Source organism: Variovorax sp. Soil_C_19, assembly GCF_057657255.1.
The window spans coordinates 326,759-351,414 of record NZ_JBDGIV010000002.1 but is presented as its reverse complement, the minus strand read 5'-3'; the positions used below and the strand labels follow the sequence as shown (position 1 = coordinate 351,414).

Annotated in this window: 20 protein-coding genes; 14 read left to right on the top strand and 6 right to left on the bottom strand. The window is 69.5% G+C overall.

The window, feature by feature from the left end:
* The first annotated feature begins 50 nt into the window (after positions 1 to 50).
* The 4 genes from AC3A6R_RS06025 to AC3A6R_RS06010 are packed head-to-tail and all read left to right on the top strand — an operon-like array spanning position 51 to position 9,276.
* Positions 51 to 1,367, top strand: a complete 1,317-nt coding sequence (locus AC3A6R_RS06025) for an efflux RND transporter periplasmic adaptor subunit (protein ID WP_487863996.1) — start codon at positions 51 to 53, stop codon at positions 1,365 to 1,367.
* A gap of 22 nt (positions 1,368 to 1,389) precedes the next feature.
* Positions 1,390 to 4,584, top strand: a complete 3,195-nt coding sequence (locus AC3A6R_RS06020; protein ID WP_487858137.1) for an efflux RND transporter permease subunit — start codon at positions 1,390 to 1,392, stop codon at positions 4,582 to 4,584.
* Positions 4,581 to 7,823: an efflux RND transporter permease subunit gene (locus tag AC3A6R_RS06015; protein WP_487863995.1), complete on the top strand. Its 3,243-nt coding sequence runs from the start codon at positions 4,581 to 4,583 to the stop codon at positions 7,821 to 7,823. Before AC3A6R_RS06020 ends, AC3A6R_RS06015 begins: the two co-directional genes overlap by 4 nt.
* Positions 7,824 to 7,845: 22 nt before the next feature.
* On the top strand, positions 7,846 to 9,276 hold the full coding sequence (locus tag AC3A6R_RS06010) for an efflux transporter outer membrane subunit (protein WP_487863994.1): 1,431 nt from the start codon (positions 7,846 to 7,848) through the stop codon (positions 9,274 to 9,276).
* Here the strand turns inward: AC3A6R_RS06010 and AC3A6R_RS06005 are convergent.
* Positions 9,273 to 10,139: a MurR/RpiR family transcriptional regulator gene (locus AC3A6R_RS06005; RefSeq protein WP_487863993.1), complete on the bottom strand. Its 867-nt coding sequence runs from the start codon at positions 10,137 to 10,139 to the stop codon at positions 9,273 to 9,275. The two genes, AC3A6R_RS06010 and AC3A6R_RS06005, sit on opposite strands and share 4 nt — an antisense overlap.
* 73 nt (positions 10,140 to 10,212) lie before the next feature.
* On the opposite strand from AC3A6R_RS06005, the gene AC3A6R_RS06000 reads away from it, so the two are divergent.
* Together AC3A6R_RS06000 and AC3A6R_RS05995 are read left to right on the top strand one after the other, a co-directional pair.
* A complete protein-coding gene (locus AC3A6R_RS06000; RefSeq protein ID WP_487863992.1) occupies positions 10,213 to 10,869 on the top strand; it encodes an aspartate/glutamate racemase family protein in 657 nt (218 codons plus the stop codon).
* Positions 10,870 to 10,947: 78 nt separating this feature from the next.
* Positions 10,948 to 11,772, top strand: coding sequence for an undecaprenyl-diphosphate phosphatase (locus AC3A6R_RS05995; RefSeq protein WP_487858132.1), 825 nt, complete (start codon positions 10,948 to 10,950; stop codon positions 11,770 to 11,772).
* Between the two features lie 31 nt (positions 11,773 to 11,803).
* Here AC3A6R_RS05995 and AC3A6R_RS05990 read toward each other — a convergent pair whose 3' ends face one another.
* Positions 11,804 to 12,625: an IclR family transcriptional regulator gene (locus AC3A6R_RS05990; protein ID WP_487863991.1), complete on the bottom strand. Its 822-nt coding sequence runs from the start codon at positions 12,623 to 12,625 to the stop codon at positions 11,804 to 11,806.
* 120 nt (positions 12,626 to 12,745) lie between these two features.
* Here AC3A6R_RS05990 and AC3A6R_RS05985 point away from each other — a divergent pair, with 120 nt between their 5' ends.
* Both AC3A6R_RS05985 and AC3A6R_RS05980 read left to right on the top strand, forming a co-directional pair.
* Complete coding sequence (locus AC3A6R_RS05985; RefSeq protein WP_487858130.1) at positions 12,746 to 13,723, top strand: Bug family tripartite tricarboxylate transporter substrate binding protein; 978 nt, start codon at positions 12,746 to 12,748, stop codon at positions 13,721 to 13,723.
* On the top strand, positions 13,723 to 16,059 hold the full coding sequence (locus AC3A6R_RS05980) for a cytochrome P450 (protein ID WP_487863990.1): 2,337 nt from the start codon (positions 13,723 to 13,725) through the stop codon (positions 16,057 to 16,059). Before AC3A6R_RS05985 ends, AC3A6R_RS05980 begins: the two co-directional genes overlap by 1 nt.
* 16 nt (positions 16,060 to 16,075) lie before the next feature.
* Here AC3A6R_RS05980 and AC3A6R_RS05975 read toward each other — a convergent pair whose 3' ends face one another.
* Positions 16,076 to 16,735 carry a response regulator gene (locus tag AC3A6R_RS05975; protein ID WP_487863989.1) on the bottom strand — a complete coding sequence of 220 codons (660 nt, stop codon included), beginning with the start codon at positions 16,733 to 16,735 and terminating at the stop codon, positions 16,076 to 16,078.
* Positions 16,736 to 16,923: 188 nt separating this feature from the next.
* Here AC3A6R_RS05975 and AC3A6R_RS05970 point away from each other — a divergent pair, with 188 nt between their 5' ends.
* Positions 16,924 to 17,451: an MOSC domain-containing protein gene (locus tag AC3A6R_RS05970; RefSeq protein ID WP_487863988.1), complete on the top strand. Its 528-nt coding sequence runs from the start codon at positions 16,924 to 16,926 to the stop codon at positions 17,449 to 17,451.
* On the opposite strand, the gene AC3A6R_RS05965 is transcribed toward AC3A6R_RS05970, so the two are convergent.
* The 3 genes from AC3A6R_RS05965 to mutS are packed head-to-tail and all read right to left on the bottom strand — an operon-like array spanning position 17,434 to position 21,723.
* On the bottom strand, positions 17,434 to 18,243 hold the full coding sequence (locus AC3A6R_RS05965; protein ID WP_487863987.1) for an alpha/beta hydrolase: 810 nt from the start codon (positions 18,241 to 18,243) through the stop codon (positions 17,434 to 17,436). The two genes, AC3A6R_RS05970 and AC3A6R_RS05965, sit on opposite strands and share 18 nt — an antisense overlap.
* Positions 18,244 to 18,257: 14 nt before the next feature.
* A complete protein-coding gene (locus tag AC3A6R_RS05960; RefSeq protein ID WP_487863986.1) occupies positions 18,258 to 19,097 on the bottom strand; it encodes a proteasome-type protease in 840 nt (279 codons plus the stop codon).
* Between the two features lie 28 nt (positions 19,098 to 19,125).
* Positions 19,126 to 21,723, bottom strand: coding sequence for a DNA mismatch repair protein MutS (mutS, locus tag AC3A6R_RS05955; protein ID WP_487863985.1), 2,598 nt, complete (start codon positions 21,721 to 21,723; stop codon positions 19,126 to 19,128).
* A 275-nt stretch (positions 21,724 to 21,998) separates the two neighbouring features.
* Between mutS and AC3A6R_RS05950 the strand changes: the two genes are divergently transcribed.
* The 5 genes from AC3A6R_RS05950 (at position 21,999) to AC3A6R_RS05930 (ending at position 24,654) form a co-directional block, all read left to right on the top strand.
* Positions 21,999 to 22,532 carry a sigma-70 family RNA polymerase sigma factor gene (locus AC3A6R_RS05950; RefSeq protein WP_487863984.1) on the top strand — a complete coding sequence of 178 codons (534 nt, stop codon included), beginning with the start codon at positions 21,999 to 22,001 and terminating at the stop codon, positions 22,530 to 22,532.
* 39 nt (positions 22,533 to 22,571) lie between these two features.
* Entirely contained in the window at positions 22,572 to 22,817 is a 246-nt protein-coding gene (locus AC3A6R_RS05945; RefSeq protein ID WP_487858122.1) for a DUF4880 domain-containing protein, read from the top strand.
* 157 nt (positions 22,818 to 22,974) lie between these two features.
* The gene (locus AC3A6R_RS05940; RefSeq protein ID WP_487858121.1) at positions 22,975 to 23,226 is read left to right on the top strand and encodes an MbtH family protein; all 252 of its coding nucleotides are present in this window, start codon (positions 22,975 to 22,977) and stop codon (positions 23,224 to 23,226) included.
* Positions 23,227 to 23,231: 5 nt separating this feature from the next.
* The gene (locus AC3A6R_RS05935; RefSeq protein WP_487863983.1) at positions 23,232 to 23,975 is read left to right on the top strand and encodes a thioesterase II family protein; all 744 of its coding nucleotides are present in this window, start codon (positions 23,232 to 23,234) and stop codon (positions 23,973 to 23,975) included.
* The gene (locus tag AC3A6R_RS05930; protein WP_487863982.1) at positions 23,953 to 24,654 is read left to right on the top strand and encodes a 4'-phosphopantetheinyl transferase family protein; all 702 of its coding nucleotides are present in this window, start codon (positions 23,953 to 23,955) and stop codon (positions 24,652 to 24,654) included. The genes AC3A6R_RS05935 and AC3A6R_RS05930 overlap by 23 nt, the downstream gene beginning before the upstream one ends.
* Positions 24,655 to 24,656 lie beyond the last annotated feature (2 nt).

The window sequence follows — 24,656 nt, the reverse complement described above, 5'->3', positions numbered from 1 at the left end:
GCTACGATCCAGCGGTCCACTAGCGGCTGTACTGCGCACTGCCCCACCCCATGGAATCACCGACCTCCGAGCCTTCTTCCGGCGATTCGCCTGCTGCCCCACCGGCACACCCCGTCCCTTCTCCCTCTCCGCGTCCGCCTTCGCGCCGCCGGCGCTGGCTGGGCAGCCTGCTCGCGCTGCTGTTGCTGCTGGCTGTCGGTGCGGGGGGCTGGTACCTCATCAACCGCAAAGACAGCGCTGCAGGCGCGTCGCGCTTCGGCGGCGCGACCGTCACGGTCGGCCATGCCGCGGCGCGCGAGACCGAGCTGCCGGTCACCATCGATGCGCTCGGCACCGTCACGCCGCTCGCCACCGTCACGCTCCGGGCCCAGGTCGGCGGCGTGCTGACCGAGGTGATGTTCACCGAAGGCCAGACGGTGGCCAAGAACCAGCTGCTCGCGCGCATCGACCCGCGCCCCTACGAGCAGGCGCTGATGCAGGCCCGTGGCACCCGGGAACGCGACGAGGCGCAGCTCGCGGCCGCGCGCGTCACCCTTGCGCGCTACCGCACGCTGCTCGGGCAGGACTCCATCGCGCGGCAGGAGGTCGACACCCAGGCCGCGCTGGTGCGGCAGCTCGAAGGCACGGTCACCACCGACCGGGCCGCCGAAGCCTCGGCCAGGCTGAACCTCGACTGGACCCGCATCACCGCCCCCGTGGCCGGCCGCATCGGGCTGCGCGCGGTCGACCCGGGCAACACCATCACCGCCAACGCGACCACCGGCATCGCGGTCATCACGCAGATGAACCCGATCGACGTCCAGTTCTCGGTGCCGCAAGACCGCGTGCCCGACATCCAGGCCCAGCTCGCGCGCGGCGAACCGCTGCCCGTGACCGCGTTCGACCGCACGCGCGCGGCAACGCTCGACACCGGCACCTTCTCGACGCTCGACAACGTGGTCGACACCACCACCGGCACGGTGAAGGCCAAGGCCCGCTTCGCCAATGCGCAGACCACGCTGTTCCCGAGCCAGTTCGTCAACGTGCAGCTGCTGCTGCGCAAGCTGCGCGCGGTGGTGGTGCCGGTGACGGCGGTGCGCACCGGCCCGAACGGCGACTACGTGTACGTGATCAACGAGGACCGCACGGTCTCGATGCGCGCGGTGAAGCGCGGCGAGGCCAATGCCGAGGTGGTAGCGATCACCTCGGGCCTGCGTGCCGGCGAGAACGTCGTGACCGAAGGCGGCGACCGCATCAAGGACGGCGCGGTGGTGCAGTTGCAGGGTGATCGGCCCGGCGCCGGCCCGCGTGGCGGTGCGGCCGGCCCGCGTGGCGCGGCATCGGGTCCGCGTGGTGGAGAGCGCCGTCGCCAGCGCCCGCCGCAGTGATCGAGGTTGAGGTGCCCGCGCGATGAGCCCGTCCCGTCCCTTCATCGAACGGCCGGTGGCCACGGCGCTGCTGATGCTGGCCATCGTGCTGGCCGGCTTCGTGGGCCTGCGGCTGCTGCCGCTGGCCGCGCTGCCGCAGGTCGACTACCCGACCATCCAGGTGCAGACGCTCTATCCGGGCGCGAGCCCCGAGGTCATGAGCCGCACCGTCACGGCACCGCTCGAGCGCCAGTTCGGCCAGATGGCGGGGCTCAACCGCATGAGTTCGGTCAGCTCGGCGGGGGTCTCGATCGTCACGCTGCAGTTCGCGCTCGACGAGACGCTCGACGTGGCCGAGCAGCAGGTGCAGGCCGCCATCAATGCCGGCGGCTCGCTGTTGCCGGCCGACCTGCCGGCGCCGCCGGTGTATGCCAAGGTCAATCCAGCCGACGCACCGATCCTGTCGCTGGCCGTCAGTTCCGAGACCATGCCGCTGACCGAGGTGCAGAACCTTGTGAACACGCGGCTCGCGCAGAAGATCAGCCAGGTCGGCGGCGTCGGGCTGGTGTCGCTCTCGGGCGGGCAGCGCCCGGCCGTGCGCATCCAGGCCGACACCAATGCGCTCGCGTCGGTGGGCATCGGCCTCGACACGCTGCGCAGCGCCATCAGCGCAGCCAACGCCAACAGCGCCAAGGGCAGCTTCGACGGGCCGCAGCGGGCCTACACCATCAACGCCAACGACCAGCTGCTCGCGGCGGACGACTACAAGAACCTGATCGTCGCCTGGAAGAACGGCGCGCCCATCCGCATGACCGACGTGGCGCGCGTGGTCGACGGCGCCGAGAACACGCAGCTCGGCGCCTGGGCAGGCTTGCGCGGCGAGGATGCGTCGGCACCGGCCGAGCCGCCGCCGGGCCGCCCCAAGGCGGCGAGCGCCCCCTCGGGCGGCAGCGAGGACACGCCAGTGCCGAGCGTGGGGGCAGGCATGTACCCGGCGATCATCTTGAACGTGCAGCGCCAGCCGGGCGCGAACGTGATCGGCACCGTCGAAGCGATCAAGCAGCAGCTGCCTGAACTGCGGGCCTCGCTGCCTGGCTCGCTCAAGGTCGAGGTGCTGAGCGACCGCACCACCGGCATCCGCGCTTCGGTCTCGCACGTGCAGCTCGAGCTGGCGCTGGCGGTGGTGATGGTGGTGCTGGTGATCTTCTTCTTCCTGCACAGCGTGCGCGCGACGGTCATCGCGAGCCTCGCGGTGCCGATCTCGCTGATCGGCACCTGCGGGCTGATGTACCTGCTGGGCTACAGCCTCAACAACCTGAGCCTGATGGCGCTGACGATCGCCACCGGCTTCGTGGTGGACGACGCGATCGTGATGATCGAGAACATCGCGCGCTACCTCGAGGAGGGCGACCCGCCGTTCAAGGCCGCGATCAAGGGCGCCACGCAGATCGGCTTCACCATCATCTCGCTCACGGTGTCGCTGATCGCGGTGCTGATCCCGCTGCTGTTCATGGGCGACGTGGTCGGCCGGCTGTTCCGCGAGTTCGCCGTCACGCTGGCGATCACCATCCTGATTTCCGCCGTGGTCTCGCTCACGCTGGTGCCGATGATGTCGGCGCGCTGGCTCCGGCCGCAGGCGGAGGAGGGCGGGCGCTTTGGCGCGAGCGTGCAGCGCTTCTTCGACCGCGTCATCGCGCGCTACGACGTGTGGTTGATCTGGGTGCTGCGGCACCAGCCGCTCACGCTCGTGGTGGCCGTCGCCACGCTGGCGCTCACCGTGCTGCTCTACGCGGTGATTCCGAAGGGCCTGTTCCCGACCCAGGACACGGGCCAGCTGAAGGCGCGCATCGAGGCCGCGCAGGATGTCTCGTACACGCGCATGGCCGCGCTGCAATTGCAGGCCGCCGACGCGATCCTGGCCGACCCCGAGGTGGCGAGCGTGAGCTCGGTGGTCGGCGTGGACGCGGCCAACAACACCGCGCTCAACACCGGCAGCATGCTCATCAACATGCGGCCCGATCGCGGCGACCAGGAGGCCACGATGCAGCGCCTGCGCGAGCGCGTGCGCGCCGTGGCGGGCGTCACGCTCTACCTGCAGCCCACGCAGGACCTGACCATCGATGCCGAAACCGGGCCGACCGAATTCCGCGTTTCGCTCGAAGGCGTGGACACCACCACGGTGGACACCTGGGCCCAGAAGCTGGCCGAGCGGCTGCGCGCCGAGCCGCTGGTGCGCAATGCCACCACCACCGCCGGCGCGACGGGGCTCGCGGCCTACGTGGACATCGACCGCAACACCGCCTCGCGCCTGTCGATCACGGCCAGTTCGGTGGATGACACGCTCTACAGCGCCTTCGGCCAGCGCATCGTCTCGACCATCTTCACCGAGACCAACCAGTACCGCGTGATCCTCGAGGCCCAGCGCGAGGCGCTGTCGTCGCCGCAGCTGCTCGGCAACCTGCAGCTGCGCACCGGCAGCGGTGCGGCCACCACGCTGTCGTCGATCGCCACCGTGCGCGAACAGCCCGCGCCGCTGGCGGTGACCCACGTGGCGCAGTACCCTTCGGCCACGGTGGGCTTCGACACCGCCCAGGGCGTGGCGCTCGGCAAGTCGGTTGCGGCGATCCGCGCGGCCGCCAAGGAGATCGGCATGCCCGCGAGCATGACCATGACCTTCCTGGGTGCCGCTGGCGCGTACGAGAAGTCGCTCACCAACCAGCTGTGGCTCATCCTTGCGGCCGTGGTGTGCGTGTACATCGTGCTCGGCGTGCTGTACGAGAGCTACATCCATCCGCTGACCATCCTTTCGACATTGCCCTCGGCCGGCGTGGGCGCGCTGCTCGCGCTCATGCTCACGGGCAACGACCTGGGCGTGATCGGCATCATCGGCATCATCCTGCTGATCGGCATCGTCAAGAAGAACGCGATCATGATGATCGACTTCGCGATCGACGCCGAGCGGCGCGAAGGCAAGTCGCCGCAGGAGGCCATCCACCAGGCGGCCTTGCTGCGTTTCCGACCCATCTTGATGACCACGCTGGCGGCGCTGTTCGCGGCGCTGCCGCTGATGTTCGGCTGGGGTGAGGGCGCCGAGCTGCGCCGGCCGCTCGGCCTTGCGATCTTCGGCGGGCTGGTGGTGAGCCAGGTGCTCACGCTGTTCACCACGCCGGTGGTCTACCTGGCCTTCGACCGGCTGGGTCGCCGCTTCGGGCGCCAGCGGGAGGCCGTGGCCGAATGAACCTGTCGCGGCCCTTCGTCGAGCGTCCAATCGCCACGGTGCTGCTGACCGTCGGCATTGCGCTGGCCGGCATCGCGGCCTTTTTCGCGCTGCCGGTGTCGCCGCTGCCGCAGGTCGACTACCCGGCCATCTCGGTCACGGCCAGCCTGCCGGGGGCGAGCCCGAGCACCATGGCGTCGAGCGTGGCGACGCCGCTCGAGCGCCGGCTCGGCGTGATCGCCGGCGTGAACGAACTCACCTCGACCAGTTCGAACGGCTCGACGCGCATCAGCCTGCAGTTCGACATGTCGCGCAACATCGACAGCGCTGCGCGCGAGGTGCAGGCCGCCATCAACGCGGCGCGCGCCGATCTGCCCGCCACGCTGCGGCGCAACCCGACCTACCGCAAGCGCAATCCGACCGCCGCGCCGATCGCGATCCTGGCGCTGACGTCGAAGACGCGCACGCCGGGCCAGATCTACGAGGCCGTGTCGAACATCGTGAGCCAGAAGCTCTCGCAGGTCGATGGCGTGGGCGAGGTCGAGATCGGCGGCGGCTCGCTGCCCGCGGTGCGCGTCGAGCTCGAGCCGTTCTCGCTCAACCGCTACGGCATCAGCACCGAGGACGTGCGCGCCGCGATCCAGTCCAACAACGCCAACCGGCCCAAGGGCGCGATCGAGGGCGACGAGCGCCGGCTCCAGATCTACACGCCCGCGCCGGGGCGCCATGCGGCGGAATACCGCGACATGGTGATCGGCTGGCGCAACGGCGCGGCCGTGCGCCTCGGCGACGTGGCGCGCGTGATCGACAGCGTGGAGAACACGCGCACGCTGGGCCTGTTCAACGGGCAGCCGGCGGTGATCGTGCTGGTCACGCAGGAGCCCGGTGCCAACATCATCGAGACGGTCGACGGCGTGCGCGAGCTGCTGCCCGAGCTCCGTGCGCAGCTGCCGCAGGACATCGAGGTGCAGGTGGCCTCGGACCGCACCAACTCCATCCGCGCGTCGCTGCGCGAGATCGAGGCCACGCTGATGATCTCGATCGTGCTGGTGGTGCTCGTGGTCGGCCTCTTTTTGCGCCGCGCACGCGCCACCATCATTCCCGCGGTGGCCACCGTTGTGTCGCTGCTCGGCACCTTCGGCGTGATGCACCTGCTGGGCTACAGCCTCAACAACCTGAGCCTCATGGCGCTCACGGTGGCCACCGGCTTCGTGGTGGACGACGCCATCGTGGTGCTCGAGAACACCAGCCGCCACATCGAGGCCGGCGTGGGCCGCATGGAGGCCGCGCTGCGCGGCGCGCGCGAGGTGGGCTTCACCGTGCTGTCGATCAGCCTGTCGCTGGTGGCGGTGTTCATTCCGCTGCTGTTCATGGACGGGCAGATCGGACGGCTGTTTCGCGAGTTTGCCGTCACGCTGTCGGTCGCGGTGCTGATCTCGCTGGTGATCTCGCTCACCACCACGCCGATGATGTGCGCCATGCTGCTGCGGCCCGAGACGCCCGGCGGCAAGCCGCCCGGCCGGTTCGCGCGCATGGCCGAGCGCGGCTACCAGTGGAGCCTGCGCACCTACGCCCACAGCCTCGACTGGGCGCTGGCGAGCAAGGCCGTGGTCATGGTGCTGCTGCTCGCGGTGGTCGGCCTCAACGTGTACCTGTTCACCGCCATTCCGAAGGGCTACTTCCCCGAGCAGGACAACGGCCAGCTCAACGCGGGCCTGCGTGCCGACCAGAGCATCTCGTCGGTGGCACTGGCCGAGAAGCTGCGGCAGGCGGTCGACATCATCCACAAGGACCCGGCGGTCGACACCGTGGTGGGCTTCTCGGGCGGCAGCCGCTCGGGCGGCGGCTTCATGTTCGTCAACCTCAAGCCGGCCTCCGAGCGCAAGGAGAAGACCGCCACGGTCATCGCCCGGCTGCGGCCGCAGCTGGGCCAGCTCACCGGCCTGCGCGTGTTCCTGAGCCCAGTGCAGGACCTGCGCATGGGCGGGCGCTCGAGCAACTCCACCTACCAGTACACGCTGAAGGGCGACAGCCTGGGCGACCTGCGCACCTGGACCGCGAGGCTCGCCGACCGGTTGCGCCAGGAGACTGCGCTGACCGACGTCGACAGCGACCAATCGGACAACGGCGTGGAGACCTTCGTCGAGATCGACCGCGACAGCGCGGCACGGCTCGGCGTGACCGCCAGCGCGGTCGATGCCGCGCTCTACAACGCCTTCGGCCAGCGCTCGGTCGCCACCATCTACGACGAGCTCAATCAGTACTCGGTCATCATGGAATGGGCGCCGCGCTACCAGCGTGCGCCCGTGGTGCTGAAGGACCTGTACGTGCCGTCGACGCTCACCGCAGCCACCAGCGCGAACGGTGCGGCCACGGTGAGTTCGCTCGCCAGCAACACCGACGCGAGCACCGGCACTTCGACCACCACCTCGGCCAACCCGGGCCTGCGCACGGCCTCCACAGGCCAGGCGCTGGCGGCCAACACCACGCAGATGGTGCCGCTCTCGGCCATCGCCAAGGTCAGCGAGCGCGCGGTGCCGAGTTCCATCGATCACCAGGACACCGAGCTGGCGAGTACCGTCTCGTTCAACCTGAGCGAGGGCACCACGCTGGACGATGCGCGCCGCATCGTGGCGCAGGCCGAGGCCGACATCGCCATGCCCACCAACGTGCGCGGCAGCTTCCAGGGCACGGCGCTCGCGGCGCAGCAGTCACAGGGGCAGCAGCTCGCGCTGATCCTGGCGGCCATCGTTGTCATCTACATCGTGCTGGGCGTGCTCTACGAGAGCCTGGTGCACCCGGTCACCGTGCTGACCACGCTGCCCTCGGCCGGCGTGGGCGCCGTGCTCGCGCTGCTGCTGTTCCGCATGGAGTTCTCGATCATTGCGTTGATCGGGCTGTTCCTTTTGATCGGCATCGTGAAGAAGAACGCGATCCTGATCATCGACTTCGCGCTCGAGGCCGAGCGCGCGCGCGGCATCTCGGCCGTGGAAGCGGTGCGCGAAGCCTGCCTGCTGCGCTTCCGCCCGATCCTCATGACCACGCTCGCCGCCGCCCTGGGCGCGCTGCCGCTCGCCGTCGGCTTTGGCCAGGGCGCCGAACTGCGGCAGCCGCTCGGCGTGGCGATCATCGGCGGCCTCGTCGCGAGCCAGCTGCTCACGCTGCTCACCACGCCGGTGGTCTACGTGCTGCTCGACAAGCTGCGGCGGCGTTCGGGCAACGAGCGGCACCTGAGCCGCGCGGCCGGCGCGCAGACCTGAAGAGAATGAACGAGACCCTGCCATGACACATCGCCGCCCCCGCATCCTTTCGCTGTCCGCGCTCGCCCTGGCGGCGGTGCTGGCCGGCTGTGCCGTGGGGCCTGCCTACCAGGCGCCCGCTGCGGCCATGCCCGCGGGCTGGAAAGAGCAGCCGGCCGCCGACGGCTGGCTGCCCGCCGCGCCGGCCGACGCGCTCGACCGCGGCGAATGGTGGAAGCTCTTTGCCGACCCCACGCTCGACGAGCTCGCCGCGCGCGTGAACGTCTCGAACCAGAACATCGCCGCGGCCGTGGCCAACTTCGCCCAGGCCCGCGCACTGGTGCGCGGCGAACGCGCGGCGCTGTTCCCGTCGGTCGCGATCGACGGCAGCGGCCGGCGCAGCGGCAACCTCGGCGGTAGCAGCAATGCGTCGAGCGCCTTCGCAGCCAACCTCGGCGTCGACTGGGCGCCCGACGTCTGGGGCCGGTTGCGGCAGGCCGTGGGCAGCGCCCAGGCCAACGCGCAGGCCAGCGAGGCCGACCTGGCCTCGGCGCGGCTCTCGGCCGTCGGCGATCTGGCCACCAACTATTTCTCGCTGCGCGAAACCGACGCCGAGATCGTGCTGCTCGACCAGACCATCGAAGGCTACCAGCGCGCCTTCGAGATCACGAGCAACCGCTATGCGGCCGGCATTGCGGCGCAGACCGACGTGCTGCAGGCGCAGACGCAGCTCGTCAATGCGCAGGCCGAGCGCGTGGGCCTGCAGCGCACGCGCGCCACGTTCGAGCATGCCATCGCCATGCTCGTCGGCGTGGCGCCGGCCGACTTCAGCTTGCCGCCCGCGCGCTGGACGCCCACCGTGCCCGGCGTCCCGACCGGCGTGCCGTCGACGCTGCTGCAGCGCCGGCCCGACATCGCGGCGGCCGAGCGCGCGGTGGCCGCGGCCAATGCGCAGATCGGCATCGCGCGTTCGGCCTACTTTCCGAGCTTCAGCCTCAGTGCCTCGGTCGGCGGCAACGCGAGCCGCGTGAAGGACCTGTTCGATGCGTCCAACATGCTCTGGGCGCTGGGGCTGTCGGTGGCGCAGGTGGTGTTCGACGCCGGTGCGATCGGCGCGTCGGTCGATTCGGCCAGGGCGGCCCACGACGCGAGCGTGGCGCGCTACCGCCAGACGGTGTTGGGCGCGTTCCAGGCGGTCGAAGACCAGCTCACGGCCGGCGCGGCGCTCGCGCAGCAGGAAGGCCTGCGGCGCGAGGCCTCGGCCGCCGCCGACAGGAGCGAACAGCAGTTTCTCAACCGCTACCGTGCGGGCCAGTCCGGCTACACCGAAGTGGTGACCGCACAGGCGGCCGCGCTCAATGCGCGCCGCGCGCTGGTGCAGGTGCAGGTCGATCGGCAGACCGCCGCCGTCGCGCTGATCCAGGCGCTGGGCGGCGGATGGCAGGCCGGCTGGACCGGCGCCTCGGCGCCCTAGGCGCGCGGGCTCCGCGGGCGCAGGTAGGCGCCCGACTCGAACAACTGCGCCGCGGCCTCGTCGATGCGTCGCATGCCCGGTTTGCCAGCGCGGCTCGCGAGCAGCTCGACCAGTGCTTCGGCCAGCGCAACGCCCGCAGCGACCGAAGGAAAGAACGACGGGCTCTGGATCGTGAACAGCAACGTCTCGTCGGCGAGCAACGACAGCGGGGATGCCGTGCTGTCGGTCAGCGCGACGATGCGCAGCCCCGCTGCCTTGGCGGCCTGGGCCACCTGCAGCGCCTCGCGCGAGTAGGGCGCGAAGCTCGCGACCACCAACGCATCGCCTTTGGCGAAGGCGCGCTGCTGCATCTCGAGCGAGCCGCCCGGGCCGTCGACCAGGTGCACGCCGGTGCGGAACAGCCGGTACGCATAGACGAACGAGAACGCGATCGGAAAGCAGGCGCGGAAGCCCGCGGCATGCACCGCGCCCGCCTTCTCGAGCAGCACGCATGCCTTGCGCAGCGCGTCGGCGCATTGCCGGTGCGTGGCTTCGAGGTTGCGGCGCTGCACTTCGAAGATCTCACCCGCGAGGCCCTGGTTCTGGACACGGCCGACGAGCTGCTTCGCATGTCCGCCAAAAGGGTCGGAGCCGAGCCCCATGTCGCCCGCGAAGGCTTCCTTCAGCTGGGGCCAGCCCGCATAGCCCAGTTGCTGCGCAAAGCGCACCAGCGTGGCCGGCGTGCTCTGCGCGCGCGCGCCCACGCTGCGCATCGAGGCCGTGACCACCTCGTTCGGATGGTCGAGCACATAGCGCGCCACCTGCTGCAGCGCGGGGCTCAGTTCGTTGAAGCGCTGGCGGATCTGGTCTCTGGCAATCGTCATTGGAACAAATGTACCGGAACGCAAGCGCATTCGCGGTTGGGTGAAACATGTATTCCAATGATAATTCGGCCGCATGACCCGCATCGCCCTGATCCACGCGCTGGCGCATTCCGTGGCGCCCATCAACGCCGCCTTCGAGCGCGACTGGCCCGAGGCCCGGCGCATGAACCTGCTCGACGACAGTCTCTCGGCCGACCTGGCGCGCAGCGGGCAGGGGCTCGATGCCGCGATGCACGAGCGCTTCCAGCGGCTCGCGCAGTATGCGGTCGATGCGGGGGCCGAGGGCATCCTCTTCACCTGCTCGGCCTTCGGGCCGTGCATCGAAGCGGTGGCCCGGCGGCATGCGGGCATTCCGGTGCTCAAGCCGAACGAAGCCATGGTGGCCGAGGCGGTGCAGGGCGCGTCGGGCCGGCTCGGGCTCATCGCCACCTTTGCGCCGACGCTGGCCTCGATGCCGTCCGAGTTTCCGCCCGGGACCGCGCTCGAGCCGGTGCTGGCCGAAGGCGCACTCGAAGCGCTCGACGCCGGCGACACCGCGCGCCACGATGCGCTGGTCGCCGCCCAGGCCGCCGCGTTGCGCGCGCGCGGCTGCACCCGCATCGCGCTCGCGCAGTTCAGCATGGCGCGTGCGCGCAGCGCCTGCGAAGCGGCCAGCGGACTGCCCGTGCTCACCACGGTCGACAGCGCGGTGCGGGCGCTGCGGCAGCGCACGCGTCAAGCGGCCGGCTAATCCCCGCGGCGCCCGGGGGCCGGCCGAAGGGACTGTCGCGATGCCTCGCCATAATTGCGGCTCTTTAAAGGAGTAAGCGTGGACATCGTTTTGCTGGTGAAGGCCGCCATCATGGGCATCGTCGAAGGGCTGACCGAGTTTCTGCCGATCTCGTCGACCGGGCATCTGATTCTTGCGGGCGCGCTGCTCGGCTTCGACGATGCGAAGGCCAAGGTCTTCGACATCGCCATCCAGACCGGCGCGATCTTCGCGGTGATCCTGGTGTACTGGCAGAAGATCCATTCGACCATCGTGGCGCTGCCGCGCCAGCCCAAGGCGCGGCGCCTGGCCATCAACGTGGTGCTGGGCTTCCTGCCGGCGGTGGTGCTGGGCCTGGTGTTCGGCAAGATGATCAAGGAACACCTCTTCACGCCCGTGGTGGTGGCCAGCACCTTCATCATCGGTGGCTTCATCATCCTGTGGGCCGAGAAGCGCCCGCCCGGTTCGGTGCGCGTCGAGCACGTCGACGACATGACGATGTGGGATGCGCTCAAGGTCGGCCTGGTGCAGTGCTTCGCGATGATCCCGGGCACCAGCCGCAGCGGCTCGACCATCATCGGCGGCATGCTGCTGGGCCTGTCGCGCAAGGCGGCCACCGATTTCTCGTTCTTCCTGGCGATCCCCACGCTGATCGGTGCCGGCGCCTACAGCCTCTACAAGGAGCGGGCGCTGCTGACGATGGCCGACATCCCGATGTTTGCCGTAGGCCTGGTGTTCTCGTTCGCGAGCGCATGGCTGTGCGTGCGCTGGCTGCTGAAGTACATCAGCACGCACGACTTCATCCCGTTCGCGTGGTACCGCATCGCCTTCGGCATCGTGGTGCTGACCACTGCGTGGACCGGCGCGGTGGTCTGGGCCGAATAAGCGCGCGAAGGAACAGCAAGGCGCGCGGCCGTCAGGCCGTGCCGCCGTGGCCGAGCAGGGCGCTCGCGGCGTCGGCCTCGCGCCGCACTGCGCCCGCGATCGGGCCGTCGATCGCCGGGTCGAAGCCGCCGGTGGCGCCCAGCGCCGTCAGCACCGCGCACACGCGCCCCGCATAGTCGACCACCGGCGCGGCCACTGCGCTGATGCCGCGCAGGTAGGTGTCGCGCACGATCGCGCAGCGTGCCTGCTGCACCTCGCGCCGCAACTGGCCGATCGGGTCGGCCGCGTCGAGCGTGGCGCGCATGTCCGGCGGTGCCTCGGCGAGTTCCTGTTCGGCCAGGGCGCGCACGCGCGATTCGTCGAGCAGGCCGAGGAAGGCGCGGCCCGTCGCTGACCAGAGCATCGACATCACCGAGCCGGCACGCACGTTCACCGTGACCGGCAGGCCCGGCTCCTCGAAACGCACGATGGTCGGCCCCTTGTTGCCCATCACCGCGACGAAGCAGGTCACCTCGAGCGATTCGCGCAGGCGCAGCAGGCCGGGCTCGGCCGCGCGGATCGGGTCGGCCTGGCGCATTGCGGCCAGGCCGATCTGGATCGCCGCCGTGCCCAGGTAGTAGTGCTGCGAGGCCGCGTCCTGCAGCACCAGCCCTTCTTCCATCAGGCTCGCGAGGTAGCGGTGCACCTTGGCCGGGCTTTCGGCCACGTGGGCGGCCAGCGCGGTGAGGCTGCTGCGCCCGCCCAGGTGGGCCAGCCCCTTGAGCACCGCCATGCCGGTTTCGGCCGACTGCACGCGCTGGCGCCGCTCGCGGCCGGCGGCGGGAACGGGAGGGACTTCCGGGGCTTGGGTCATGTGGGCGGGGATGTTACGTGCTCGGCACCGGGCACCGGATGCCTCGGGTTAGACCTGAGTTTTTAATTACGCAATGCGTATGATACTTACGCAATACGGAACAACACCGAGGCAATTCCCATGACAAAGCACTACTTCCTTCGTTGCATCGCGGCCCTGGCGCTCGTGGCCGCCACGAGCGCCGGCGCGCAGACGGCCACCTTCCCGTCCAAGCCGATCCGCTGGATCGTTCCCTACGCGGCGGGCGGCGGCTCCGACTTTCTCGCGCGCACAGTCGCACAGACGTTCTCCACGCAAGTGGGGCAGCCCGTGCTGGTCGACAACAAGCCCGGCGGCAACACCGCGCTGGCTGCCGCCGAGACCGTGCGCTCGCCGGCCGACGGCTACACGGTGCTCTCGGCCGACAACGGCACGCTGGTGTTCAACCCGGCGCTCTACAAGTCGCTGAGCTACAGCCCCACGAACGACCTTGCGCCCGTCACGCTGATGGGCAAGTTTCCGATGATCCTCGTGGTCGGCAACGACGCCGGCTTCGCCACGGCCAAGGACTTCATCGCCAAGGCAAAGGCCAAGCCCGGCGGCATGAACTACGCCTCGGCCGGCGCGGGCAGCCCGCACCATCTCGCGATGGAACTGCTCAAGGTCGAGGCGGGCCTGTTCATGGTGCACGTGCCGTACCGCGGCGCCGCGCCCGCGCTGGCCGACGTGGCGGGCGGGCAGCTGCCGGCCATGATGGTCGACCTGGCCGCGGGCGCCGGCTTCATCAAGGGCGGCAAGGTGCGCGCGCTCGCGGTGGCCAACCCCACGCGCCTGCCGCAGCTGCCCGACGTGCCCACCTTCGCCGAACTCGGCTACAAGAACGTCGAGGCCGCCGCGCTGGTCGGCGTGGTGGTGCCCTCGGCCACGCCGCCCGAGGTGGTGAACACGCTCAACCGCCAGTTGGTGGCGGCCATCAACGAGCCCGCGGTGCGCAAGCGCATGATCGACTTCGGCGTGGAGCCGGTGGCCAATACGCCCCAGCAGTACGCCGCGCTGCTCAAGAGCGAGACCACGCGCTGGCACAAGCTGATCCGTGATCTGAAGATCACGCTGGACTGATGACGAGCCCGCGCACCTCCGGTTGCCCCGTCGCGCACGGGCCGCTGTCGTCCGAGCGCACGCCCACGGGCTGCCCCGTGAGCGCCCGCGCAGCCGAGTTCGACCCCTTCGAGGACGGCTACCAGCAAGACCCGCCCGAGTACGTGCGCTGGGCGCGCGAGAAGGAGCCGATCTTCTACAGCCCGAAGCTCGGCTACTGGGTGGTCACGCGCTACGACGACATCAAGGCGGTGTTCCGCGACAACATCACCTTCAGCCCCTCGAACGCGCTCGAGAAGATCACGCCCACGAGCGACGAGGCCAATGCGGTGCTCGCCTCGTACGGCTTTGCGCTGAACCGCACGCTGGTCAACGAGGACGAGCCCGCGCACATGCCGCGCCGCCGCGTGCTGATGGACCCGTTCACGTCCGAAGCGCTCAAGCATCACGAACCGATGGTGCGCGAACTGGCGCGCAGCTACGTCGACCGCTTCATCGACGACGGCCGCGCCGACCTGGTCGACCAGATGCTCTGGGAGATCCCGCTCACGGTCGCGCTGCACTTCCTCGGCGTGCCCGAGGAGGACATGGACACGCTGCGCAAATACTCGATCGCGCACACCGTCAACACCTGGGGCCGGCCAAAGCCCGAAGAGCAGGTGGCCGTGGCGCATGCGGTCGGCAACTTCTGGCAGTACGCGGGCAAGGTGCTCGAGAAGATGCGCCAGGACCCGGACGCGCCGGGCTGGATGCAATACGGCATCCGCAAGCAGAAACTGCATCCCGAGATCGTGACCGACTCGTACCTGCATTCGATGATGATGGCCGGCATCGTGGCCGCCCACGAGACCACCGCCAACGCGACCGCCAATGCGATGAAGCTGCTGCTGCAGCACCCGCACGTGTGGCAAGAGCTCTGCGAGGACCCGGGGCTTATTCCGAACGCGGTGGAAGAGTGCCTGCGCCACAACGGATCGGTCGCCGCCTGGCGCCGCCTCGTCACCCGCGACACCCAGGTCGACGGCGTGGACCTGCCGGCCGGCTCGAAGCTGCTGATCGTCACCTCGTCGGCCAACCACGACGAAGGGCACTTCGCCGATGCCGACCTGTTCGACATCCGCCGCGACAACGCGAGCGACCACCTGACCTTCGGCTACGGTTCGCACCAGTGCATGGGCAAGAACCTCGCACGCATGGAGATGCAGGTCTTCCTGTCGGAGTTCACCCGGCGGTTGCCGCACATGCGCCTGGCGGAGCAGCGCTTCACCTACGTGCCGAACACTTCCTTCCGCGGGCCCGAGCACCTCTGGGTCGAATGGGACCCGGCCGCCAACCCCGAACGCCGCAACCCGGCCCTGCGCGAGGTGCAGGTGCCGGTGCGCATCGGCGAGCCCTCGCGGCATGCGGTGACGCGGCCCGTGGTGGTGGAGCGCGTCACGCGCGTGGCCGACGGCATCGTGGGGCTGCGGCTGGTGTCGCCCGACGGCAAGCCGCTGCCGCGCTGGACGCCCGGCTCGCACATCGACGTGGAATGCGGTTCGAGCGCGCTGTCGCGCCAGTATTCGCTGTGCGGCGATCCCGACGAGACGGGCGTGCTCGAGATCGCGGTGCTGCACGAGCCCGAGGGCCGCGGCGGCTCGGCCTGGGTGCATGCGAACGTGAAGGCCGGCGACCGGCTGCGCATCCGCGGCCCGCGCAACCACTTCCGGCTCGACGAATCGCTGCAGAAGGCCATCTTCATCGCGGGCGGCATCGGCATCACGCCCGTGAGCGCCATGGCGCGCCGCGCGAAGGCGCTGGGCATGGACTACGAACTGCACTACAGCGGTCGCAGCCGCGCCAGCATGGCCTTCATCGACGAACTGGCGGCGCTGCATGGCGAGCGGCTGCATGTGCATGCAAGCGACGGGGGCCGTCGCAACGACCTGCGCGCGCTGCTCGCCGAGCCGGTGCCGGGTGCGCAGGTGTACGCCTGCGGACCGCTCAGGATGCTCGAGGCGCTCGAGGACTGCTGCGCGGCCTGGCCCGAGGGGGCGCTGCGCGTCGAGCATTTCGAATCGACCCTGGCCACGCTCGATCCTTCGAAGGAACAGGCGTTCGAGGTGGAGCTCAAGGACTCCGGCCTCGTGCTCACCGTGCCGCCGGACCGGACCCTGCTTGCCACGCTGCGCGCTGCCAATGTCGACGTGCAAAGCGATTGCGAGGAGGGCCTTTGCGGCTCGTGCGAGGTGCGGGTGCTCTCGGGCCAGGTCGACCACCGCGACGTGGTGCTGACGCGCGCCGAGCGCGACGCCAACACCCGGATGATGGCCTGCTGCTCGCGCGCCTGCGGGGGGCGGCTGGTGCTCGAGCTCTGAAGGCGGCGCCCGTGCGCTACGCCATCGCCTCGGCGTGCACGGTGACCGCCAGCTTGCGATAGATGTTCTTCGTGAGGCAGGCCACCGTCAGCCGGGAGAGCGACAGCGACTCGGCCATCTCGTGATGGCTCTGGCCTTGCGAGACGAGTTCGAGGATCTTGCGCTCCTGCGATGCGAGCGCAACGGGCACTGGTGCGTCGTCCGTCGCGGGGGCCGCGGCCGACGGCCTGGCCCCGAGCCAGGCCAGGATGCAGCGTGCGATGGTGAGGTCGATCGGTGCGCCACCCTGTTCGATGCTGCGCAGGGCAATGCTCAGTTCGAGGTCGTCGTTTTCCTTCAGCAGGTAACCGATCGCGCCCGCGCGCAGCGCCGCGAAGACGATCTGCTCCATGCGCCGGTCCGCCACGGCCACCGCAGGCACCTGCCGGTGGTGCGTCTGCATCCAGCCGATCAGTTCGACCGCGCCGCCGCCGGGCAGGCCCACGTCGACCAGCACCACGCCGTAGGCCTGGGCGCCCCGGCGGCGGTGCTGCGCATCGAGCAGTTCCCTGGCCGCGGCAACGCTGTCGGCCCACGCGATCTCCGGCTCGTCGCAGCCCAGTGTCGACAGCACATAGGCCAGCCGCTCGCGCATGGCCGGATCGTCCTGGACCACCAGCGGGGGGCTCAGGGTCACGGCTTCGACTTCTTCCAGCAGCAGGTCCGGCATGACGGCAGCGTTGCGATGTGACGCGTGTTTGTAGGTCGTTCTAGTTGGTTTCTGCTGGATTTTGACAGATTGGCATCATTTGTTTCCTGCAATCCCTCCGCCGATAAGGGGAAAGTTCGCCGACCGGAAAGAGGGCCACCATCGACAATCGCCGCATGCCGGACCTCCACGAACTCATGCGGCAGTTCCCGCGCGCTGGCCGGCTCGACGCGATCTTGCTGCGCCCGGCCCGCCGGGTGGCGGTTCAATCGGTGCAAGAGGCCAGGGCGCTCGACGGCCGGGGCCTCGAAGGCGACCGCAGCAGCGCCGCCGCACGCGCAGGCGGCAAGCGGCAGGTCACGCTGATTCAGCAGGAGCACCTGCCGGTGATCGCCGGGCTCGTGGGCCGGCCCCGCGTCGATGCAGAAGGCTTGCGGCGCAACCTGGTCGTGTCGGGCTTGAACCTGCTGGCGGCGCGTTCGCTGTTTGCCGACCAGCCGCTGGTGCTGGCCATCGGTGCCGAGGTGCTGCTCGAGATCAGCGGCCCCTGCGAGCCCTGCTCGCGCATGGAGGAACTGCTGGGCCCCGGAGGCTACAACGCGATGCGCGGCCATGGCGGCGTGACGGCGCGGGTGCTGCGCGGCGGCGTGCTGCGCGTGGGCGACGGCATCTGGTGCCGGCCGGCTTCAGAGCAGGTTGCGTAGCGCCGCTTCGATCGCCGCCGCGGTGGCGAGCGGCTTTTCCATCGGGAACAGGTGGCTGCCGTCGAGCATCGTGATGCGCCCCTTGGTCACCCGCTCGGTCATCGCCATGCCGACCTGCTTCATCTCGACCGACTGCCGCCCGCCGATGAAGGCCGCCTTGCACTTGAGCGGATGCCGGCGCAGCAGCGCGGCCAGGTTGTGGGGCAGGGTGTTGTAGATCGCGGTCTCGACGTCGCGGTCGAAGCTCAACTGGCGGTTGTCGTCGCCGCCGTCGAAGGTGCCGTGGTCGATGTAGTCGTGCAGCACCTGCTCGTCCCACTTGGCGAAGGCCTTCTTGCTGCGGAAGTGCTCGAACACCGCCTCGCGGTGGGCCCAGGTGTTCTTGCGCTTGCGGCTGATGGCGCCGGGCGAGATGCTCTTCATGAGCGGCGTGCGCTTGACCATGTTGAGCGTGTTGGCGCGCCAGCCGCCGAGGATCGGCGAATCGACCATCACCACGCCGCAAGCGAGCGCCGGATGCTCGGCCGCGCACATCAGGCTCAGGAAGCCGCCGAGCGAATGGCCGACCAGCAACACCGGGCTGCCCGCGCGGTCGGCGCGCGCCTGCGCGAAGTCGGCCAGCTGCCGCACCAGGTGCGGCCAGTTGTCGGTGACTGGGTACTTCGGGTCGTGGCCGAACTTCTCGATCGCATCGACCTCGAAGCCGCGGTTGCGCAAGCTGTCGAGCACGACGCGGTAGGTGCTCGCAGGAAAGCTGTTGCCGTGCGAGAAGACGACCGGGGGCAGGGCCATGGGAAGAGCCGCTGTTAGATGAGCTTTTCGTCGGGCGTCGAGATCTTGCGCAGCGGGCTGTGCCGCGTGACGGGCATGCGCAGCGGATGCGCGGTGGCGCCGTCGTCCCACACCGGGTCCTCGATGCTGTCGAACACCTCGCGCAGCTTCTGGCCCCAGCTGTTGTGCATCATGCGGTAGTAGGGGTTTTCGTGGTCGATGCAGATCACGCGGTCGGTCTCGAGCTTGTTGGCTTCGTACACCACAAGGTCGAGCGGCAGGCCCACCGAGAGGTTCGACTTCATGGTCGAGTCCATCGACACGAGCGCGCACTTGGCGGCCTCGTCGAGCGGCGTTTCGGGCGTGAGCACGCGGTCGAGCACCGGCTTGCCGTATTTCGACTCGCCGACCTGGAAGTACGGGGTCTCGGTGGTGGCCTCGATGAAGTTGCCGGCCGCATAGACCAGGAACAGCCGCATGCCTTCGCCCTTGACCTGGCCGCCGAAGATGAAGGAGACGTTGAAGTCGAGGCCCGCATGCTTGAGCGCCTCGGCATCGCGGTCGTAGACGTGGCGCACCGCCGAGCCGAGCACGCGCGTGGCGTCGAACATGCTCTTGGCGTTCCAGATGGTGATCGGATCGCCCAGCGTGCCGTCTTCGCGGGTTTCACGCAGCTCCTCGACCTGCAGGATCTCGCGCACCGACTGCGAGATGCTCAGGTTGCCCGACGACAGCAGCACCATGAAGCGGTCGCCCGGCTGCTCGTAGACGATCATCTTGCGGAAGGTGCTGATGTGGTCCACACCCGCATTGGTGCGGGAGTCGGAGAGGAACACCAGCCCGGCGTTGAGTTTGATGCCGACGCAGTAGGTCATTGTGGGGTCTCGCAAGGCGGATGCCGGTTCACGCGGCGCTGCGTTCGCGCGCGTTCAGTTTTTGCAGTGCATAGAGCGCGTCGAGCGCCTCCCGCGGCGTCATGGCGTCGGGGTCGAGCGCGGCCAGCGCGGATTCTACGGCGCTGGCCATCGGCGTTTCGGCGGCCGGCGGCGGCGCGAACAGGTCGACCTGAGCGCGGGTCTGCGCATGCTGCGACTCCAGCGCCTCGAGCGCCTGCCGCGCATGGTTGACTACCGCGGCCGGCATGCCCGCGAGCCGCGCCACCTGGATGCCGTAGCTCTTGCTGGCGGGGCCGGGCTGCATCTCGTGCAGGAACACGATGTCGCGGCCCGCCTCGGTCGCGCTCACATGCATGTTGACGGCGCAGTGGTGGGTGGCGGGAAACTCCGTCAGCTCGAAGTAGTGGGTCGCGAACAGCGTGAAGGCCTTGCTGCGGTCGTGCAGCTGCGCCGCGATGCCGGCGGCCAGCGCGAGGCCGTCGAAGGTGCTGGTGCCGCGGCCGATCTCGTCCATCAGCACCAGCGACTGCGCGGTGGCACTGTGCAGGATCTGCGCGGCCTCGGTCATTTCGAGCATGAAGGTCGACTGCGCGTTGGCGAGGTCGTCGGCCGCGCCGATGCGCGTGTGGATCGCGTCGATCGGCCCGAGCCGGCAGCCCGCCGCCGGCACATGCGAGCCGATGGATGCCAGCAGTACGACGATCGCCACCTGCCGCATGTAGGTCGACTTGCCGCCCATGTTGGGCCCGGTGATCACCTGCATTCGCTGCTGCGGCCCGAGCTGCGTGTCGTTGGCGATGAAGCCGCCCGAGGATTTTTCGGCGAGCCGCGCCTCCACCACTGGATGGCGCCCTTGCTGGATCTCGATGCACGGGTGCGAGACGAAGCTCGGCGCCCGCCAGTGCAGCGTGTGCGACCGCTCGGCCAGCGCGCAGAGCGCATCGAGCGCGGCGAGCGCGCCCGCCAGCTGCGTGAGCGCCGGCACCGAGGGCTGCAGCGCGTCGAGCAGCTGTTCGTAGAGCCACTTCTCGCGCGCCAGCGCGCGGTCCTGCGCGCTCAGCGCCTTGTCCTCGAAAGCCTTCAGCTCGGGCGTGATGAAGCGCTCGGCGTTCTTCAGCGTCTGGCGGCGGCGGTAGTTGTCGGGCACCTTCGAGAGCGCGCTCTGCGTCACCTCGATGTAGAAGCCGTGCACGCGGTTGAACTGCACGCGCAGGTTCGAAATGCCGGTGCGCTCGCGCTCGGTAATCTCCAACTGGAGCAGGAAGTCGTCGCAGTTCTCGCTGATGGCGCGCAGCTCGTCGAGCTCGGCATCGTGGCCGGTGGCGATCACGCCGCCGTCGCGCACCAGCGCCGACGGATCGGGCTTGACCGCACTCGCGAGCAGCTCCGCGCAGCCCGGCGGTGGTGCCAGCCGCTCGGCGATGCGCTCGAGCAGCGCGGCCGCCGGCGGCAGCAGCGGCGCGAGCTGCCCGGCCTTGGAAAGCGCGAGTTGCAGTGCCACCAGCTCGCGTGGGCGCACCTGGCGCAGCGCGATGCGCGCCGCGATGCGTTCCACGTCGCTCGTATTCTTGAGCTGCTCGCGCAGCATGCGCCAGGGCGCGGCCGTGCCGCCCAGCACCGTGGACTGCAGCGCGCCGATGGCCTCGAGCCGCGCCTCGGCATCGTGGCGGTCGCGCCGCGGCGACAGCAGCCAGCGCTTCAGCAGGCGGCTGCCCATGCCGGTCATGCAGGTGTCGAGCAGCGAGAACAGCGTGGGCGCGTCTTCGCCGCGCAGCGTCTGCACCAGTTCGAGGTTGCGCCGCGTGGTCGGCGGCAGTTCGATCAGCTCGCCGTCGCGCTCCACCGACAGGCGCTGCACGTGCGACAGCGCGCGCCCCTGCGTGTGTTCGGCATAGCCGAGCAGTGCTGCCGCCGCGGCATGCGCATTGACGAGCGCTTCGGCGTTCCAGGCCGCAAGGCCCTGGCTGCCCATCTGCTCGCTGAGCTTGCGCTCGCCCAGGCCGCCATCGAACTGCCAGGCCGGGCGGATCGACAGCGTGAACGGCGTGGCCGCGCGCGCGGCCTTCAGGCGTTGCTCGAAAGCGGGCGTGACCTCGGCGCTGTAGAGCAGCTCGCTGGGCGCAATGCGTGCGATCCAGGTCTCCAGCGCATCGGCCGGGCATTCGGCCAGCCGCAGTTCGGCCCCGGTGACGCTGAGCCAGGCCAGCCCGCAGAAGTTGCGCGTGCCCGCATGCACCGCCAGCAGCAGCGATTCGCTCTTGTCGTTGAGCAGTTCGGCGTCGGTGAGCGTGCCGGGCGTGACCACCCGCACCACCTTGCGTTCGACCGGCCCCTTGCTGGCACCGACCTCACCCACCTGCTCGCAGATGGCCACCGACTCGCCGAGCTTGATGAGCCGTGCGAGGTAGGTGTCGACCGCATGGAAAGGCACGCCGCACATCACCACCGGCTGCCCCGCGGACTGCCCGCGCTGGGTCAGCGTGATGTCGAGCAGGCGCGCGGCTTTTTCGGCGTCGGCCCAGAACAGCTCGTAGAAATCGCCCATCCGGTAGAACAGAAGGGTGTCCGGATGGTCGGCTTTCAGGCGCAGGTACTGCGCCATCATGGGGGTGTGCGCAGCAAGTTCTATTTTATCCATTTAAATCAACAACTTATAGATTCTGCCGTGGTGCAAGTATGGGGCACTTTGTGCCATGTATTGCATGGCCTCCCAGATGCACTCCGGGGCGAAATTTACAGGTGTCTCGTTTTCGGCCGCTCGAACGTCTAGGCAGGGAGAGAGACAGAAAGGTGCCACTGGAAAAAACAGGGCCCTCTTCCGTTCTCAAATGGTAATAAGTCTTATTTACATCTTTGCCCTTGAATACGTCAGGAGTACCCATGGATCTGTCGCTTTCCCCGTCCGCGCCCACGCTGGGGGAAGTCTTCATCGCGAACCGCGCCCAGCTCCAGCGCGTCGCGCAAAAGATCGTCCGGACCGCCGACCTGGCCGATGAAGTCCTGCAGGACGCCTACCTGAAGCTCGCCGACGGCGCTTCGGTGCGCGATGTCCGCAAGCCGCTCGGCTATTGCTGCCAGGTGGTGCGCAACGTGGCGGTCGACTACCACCGTCACCATTCCATCGAGGCCAGCTACCGCACCTACTGCGACGACGTGGAACTCGTGAGCCTGCCCAGCAGCAACGACGCGCCCGACCGCGTGCTCGGCGGCCGGCAGGCCTTGGTGGCCATCGACCGCGTGCTCGAAGCGCTGGCGCCGCGCACGCGCCTCGCGTTCGAACTCAACCGCCTCGGCGGCCTGACCCAGCGCGAGATCGCCACGCGCCTGGGCTGCTCCGCCACCCTCGTGAATTTCATGATCAAGGACGCCGACGCCGCACTCGAAAGCTGCCGCTACCTCGTGCAGGCCGGCTGAGTTTTCCGATGCCCCTCATCGGCGCTACGATGGCGGCCGATGAGCAGCAGCAACGACACGCAAAGCGACCCCACTTGGCAGACCGCCTGGGCGTGGGTCCGCCGCCAGCACGCCGGTGAGGGCGCGCTGGATGCCGCCGCGAGCGCCGAGCTTGCGCAATGGCTCGCTGCCGATTCCGCCCATCGTCAGACCTACGCCGAGGCGGCCCGTCTCTGGCTGTTCGTCGGCCTGGTGCCGCCCGCGCACGACGTCCATACGCCCGACGCCGAAGACGCGGCCCGCTAGCCCGCTCCCTCTTTTTTTCGCAGCTCCCCAGCGGGCCCGCCGCGGCGCTGCCGTGCGCAGTTTTCATGCATGGGGGACTAAACACCCGGCCTCGCGGCGCGTCTTGTATCGCAAGGGCAAACCCTGCCCGTCATTGCACTTATCAAGAGGACCGCCCATGTCTACCAACTGTTTCGACCGCGAGGACGAGACCTTCATCGTGCTCGTCAACCACGAAGCGCAGTATTCCATCTGGCCGCACTGGAAGGCCGTGCCCGGCGGCTGGAGCGCTGTCGACGGCGTCAAGGGCGACAAGAAGACCGTGCTCGACTACGTCGAAGCCCAGTGGACCGACATGCGCCCCAAGTCGTTGCGCGACTGGATGGCCGCGCAACAGTCGCAGCAGCAACCCGACAACGCCTCCGCCTGACGCGCATGCAGGCATCGCTGCCCCTGCTGTGCCTGCCTTGCGCGGGCGCCAGCGCCACCATGTACCTGCGCTGGCGGCGGGCGCTGCCGCGCTGGATCGAGGTCGTGCCGGTCGAGCTGCCGGGCCGCGGCGGGCGCCTGGGTGAAAACTTCGTCGACGACTTCGACCGCACGGTCGCGCTGCTGTGCGCCGAACATGAAGGCGTGCTGCGCGGCCACTACGCGCTCTTCGGCCACAGCATGGGCGCGTTGCTCGCCTGGGGCATGGCGCAGCACCAGCGGCAGCAGCACCGGCCATTGCCGTGCGCGCTGATCGTCTCCGGCAGTGCGGCACCCTCGCAGCGCGACCCCGACCGCTTCCTCGACATCACCGACGACGCGGCCCTCGTCGCCGACCTGCGCAAGCAGGGCGGCACGCCCCAGGAGCTGTTCAACAGCCCCGAGCTGCTGCGCATGACGCTCGACACCCTCGGCGCCGACTACCGCCTGTGCCGCAGCTTCGTGCACACCGATCCCACGCCGCTGTCCGTGCCGCTGCATGTGCTGGCTGGCCGCCAGGACGACATCGCCCCGTGGCGCATGCAGGCCTGGGCCACCGAGAGCGCGCACGCGCGCTTCACGCTCGACTGGTTCGAGGGCGGCCATTTCTTCATCCGCCAGCACGAGACCTCCGTGCTGGCCGCGCTGGCGCGGCACCTCGCGCCGGCGGTGATGGCGGGAGGCGTCGATGCGGCTCGTGCCCTGGCATGACCCCTTGCCGCAGGGCATCGCGTTGCACCGCATGGACCTGGACCTTGCGGCGGAGGACGGCGATGCCTGGGCCGACCTCACGCCCGACGAGCGCGCACGCGCCCATCGCTTCGCCCGCCGCGCCGACCGCGTGCGCTTCGCCCACACCCGCGCCGCCGTGCGCCGCCTGATCGCGCAGCACCTCGCCTGCCGTCCGGCGGACGTGCCGCTGCGCGCCGACGCGCACGGCAGGCCCTTCGTCGAAGCCGCTGGGGACAACGCCGCACCGCTCTTCAATATCTCCCACGCTGGCGATCACGCGCTCATCGCACTGGCCGATCCGGCACACGTGCGTTGCGTCGGCGTCGACATCGAAGCCTGTGCGCGCGATCTCATGGCCGACGCCGATGCGTTGCTCGCCATGGCCTTCACCGCACGCGAGCAACGCGAAATCCGCAGCGACACCGACCTGCCGCGCGCCTTTTACCGACGCTGGGTCGGCAAGGAGGCCGTGCTCAAGGCGGCAGGCGTCGGCATGGCCGAGCACCTGCAAAGCATCGGCATCCACCCCGAGGCCAACGGCGCGCTCACCGTCGACTGCGCCGTCCCCGCGTGGGCCGGCATCGAAGCGATGGCGCTGGCCGCGCCGCCGGGCTACGCCGCCGCGCTGGCCTGGCGCAACAAGGAACAACCCCTGTGAAC

What these genes read in the sequence shown, in the direction of transcription:
- AC3A6R_RS06025 (WP_487863996.1), top strand. Translation starts at nt 51, where the DNA reads ATGGAATCACCGACCTCCGAGCCTTCTTCCGGCGATTCGCCTGCTGCC.
- AC3A6R_RS06020 (WP_487858137.1), top strand. Translation starts at nt 1,390, where the DNA reads ATGAGCCCGTCCCGTCCCTTCATCGAACGGCCGGTGGCCACGGCGCTG.
- AC3A6R_RS06015 (WP_487863995.1), top strand. Translation starts at nt 4,581, where the DNA reads ATGAACCTGTCGCGGCCCTTCGTCGAGCGTCCAATCGCCACGGTGCTG.
- AC3A6R_RS06010 (WP_487863994.1), top strand. Translation starts at nt 7,846, where the DNA reads ATGACACATCGCCGCCCCCGCATCCTTTCGCTGTCCGCGCTCGCCCTG.
- AC3A6R_RS06005 (WP_487863993.1), bottom strand. Translation starts at nt 10,139, where the DNA reads ATGACGATTGCCAGAGACCAGATCCGCCAGCGCTTCAACGAACTGAGC.
- AC3A6R_RS06000 (WP_487863992.1), top strand. Translation starts at nt 10,213, where the DNA reads ATGACCCGCATCGCCCTGATCCACGCGCTGGCGCATTCCGTGGCGCCC.
- AC3A6R_RS05990 (WP_487863991.1), bottom strand. Translation starts at nt 12,625, where the DNA reads ATGACCCAAGCCCCGGAAGTCCCTCCCGTTCCCGCCGCCGGCCGCGAG.
- AC3A6R_RS05985 (WP_487858130.1), top strand. Translation starts at nt 12,746, where the DNA reads ATGACAAAGCACTACTTCCTTCGTTGCATCGCGGCCCTGGCGCTCGTG.
- AC3A6R_RS05980 (WP_487863990.1), top strand. Translation starts at nt 13,723, where the DNA reads ATGACGAGCCCGCGCACCTCCGGTTGCCCCGTCGCGCACGGGCCGCTG.
- AC3A6R_RS05970 (WP_487863988.1), top strand. Translation starts at nt 16,924, where the DNA reads ATGCCGGACCTCCACGAACTCATGCGGCAGTTCCCGCGCGCTGGCCGG.
- AC3A6R_RS05965 (WP_487863987.1), bottom strand. Translation starts at nt 18,243, where the DNA reads ATGGCCCTGCCCCCGGTCGTCTTCTCGCACGGCAACAGCTTTCCTGCG.
- AC3A6R_RS05960 (WP_487863986.1), bottom strand. Translation starts at nt 19,097, where the DNA reads ATGACCTACTGCGTCGGCATCAAACTCAACGCCGGGCTGGTGTTCCTC.
- mutS (WP_487863985.1), bottom strand. Translation starts at nt 21,723, where the DNA reads ATGATGGCGCAGTACCTGCGCCTGAAAGCCGACCATCCGGACACCCTT.
- AC3A6R_RS05950 (WP_487863984.1), top strand. Translation starts at nt 21,999, where the DNA reads ATGGATCTGTCGCTTTCCCCGTCCGCGCCCACGCTGGGGGAAGTCTTC.
- AC3A6R_RS05945 (WP_487858122.1), top strand. Translation starts at nt 22,572, where the DNA reads ATGAGCAGCAGCAACGACACGCAAAGCGACCCCACTTGGCAGACCGCC.
- AC3A6R_RS05940 (WP_487858121.1), top strand. Translation starts at nt 22,975, where the DNA reads ATGTCTACCAACTGTTTCGACCGCGAGGACGAGACCTTCATCGTGCTC.
- AC3A6R_RS05935 (WP_487863983.1), top strand. Translation starts at nt 23,232, where the DNA reads ATGCAGGCATCGCTGCCCCTGCTGTGCCTGCCTTGCGCGGGCGCCAGC.
- AC3A6R_RS05930 (WP_487863982.1), top strand. Translation starts at nt 23,953, where the DNA reads ATGCGGCTCGTGCCCTGGCATGACCCCTTGCCGCAGGGCATCGCGTTG.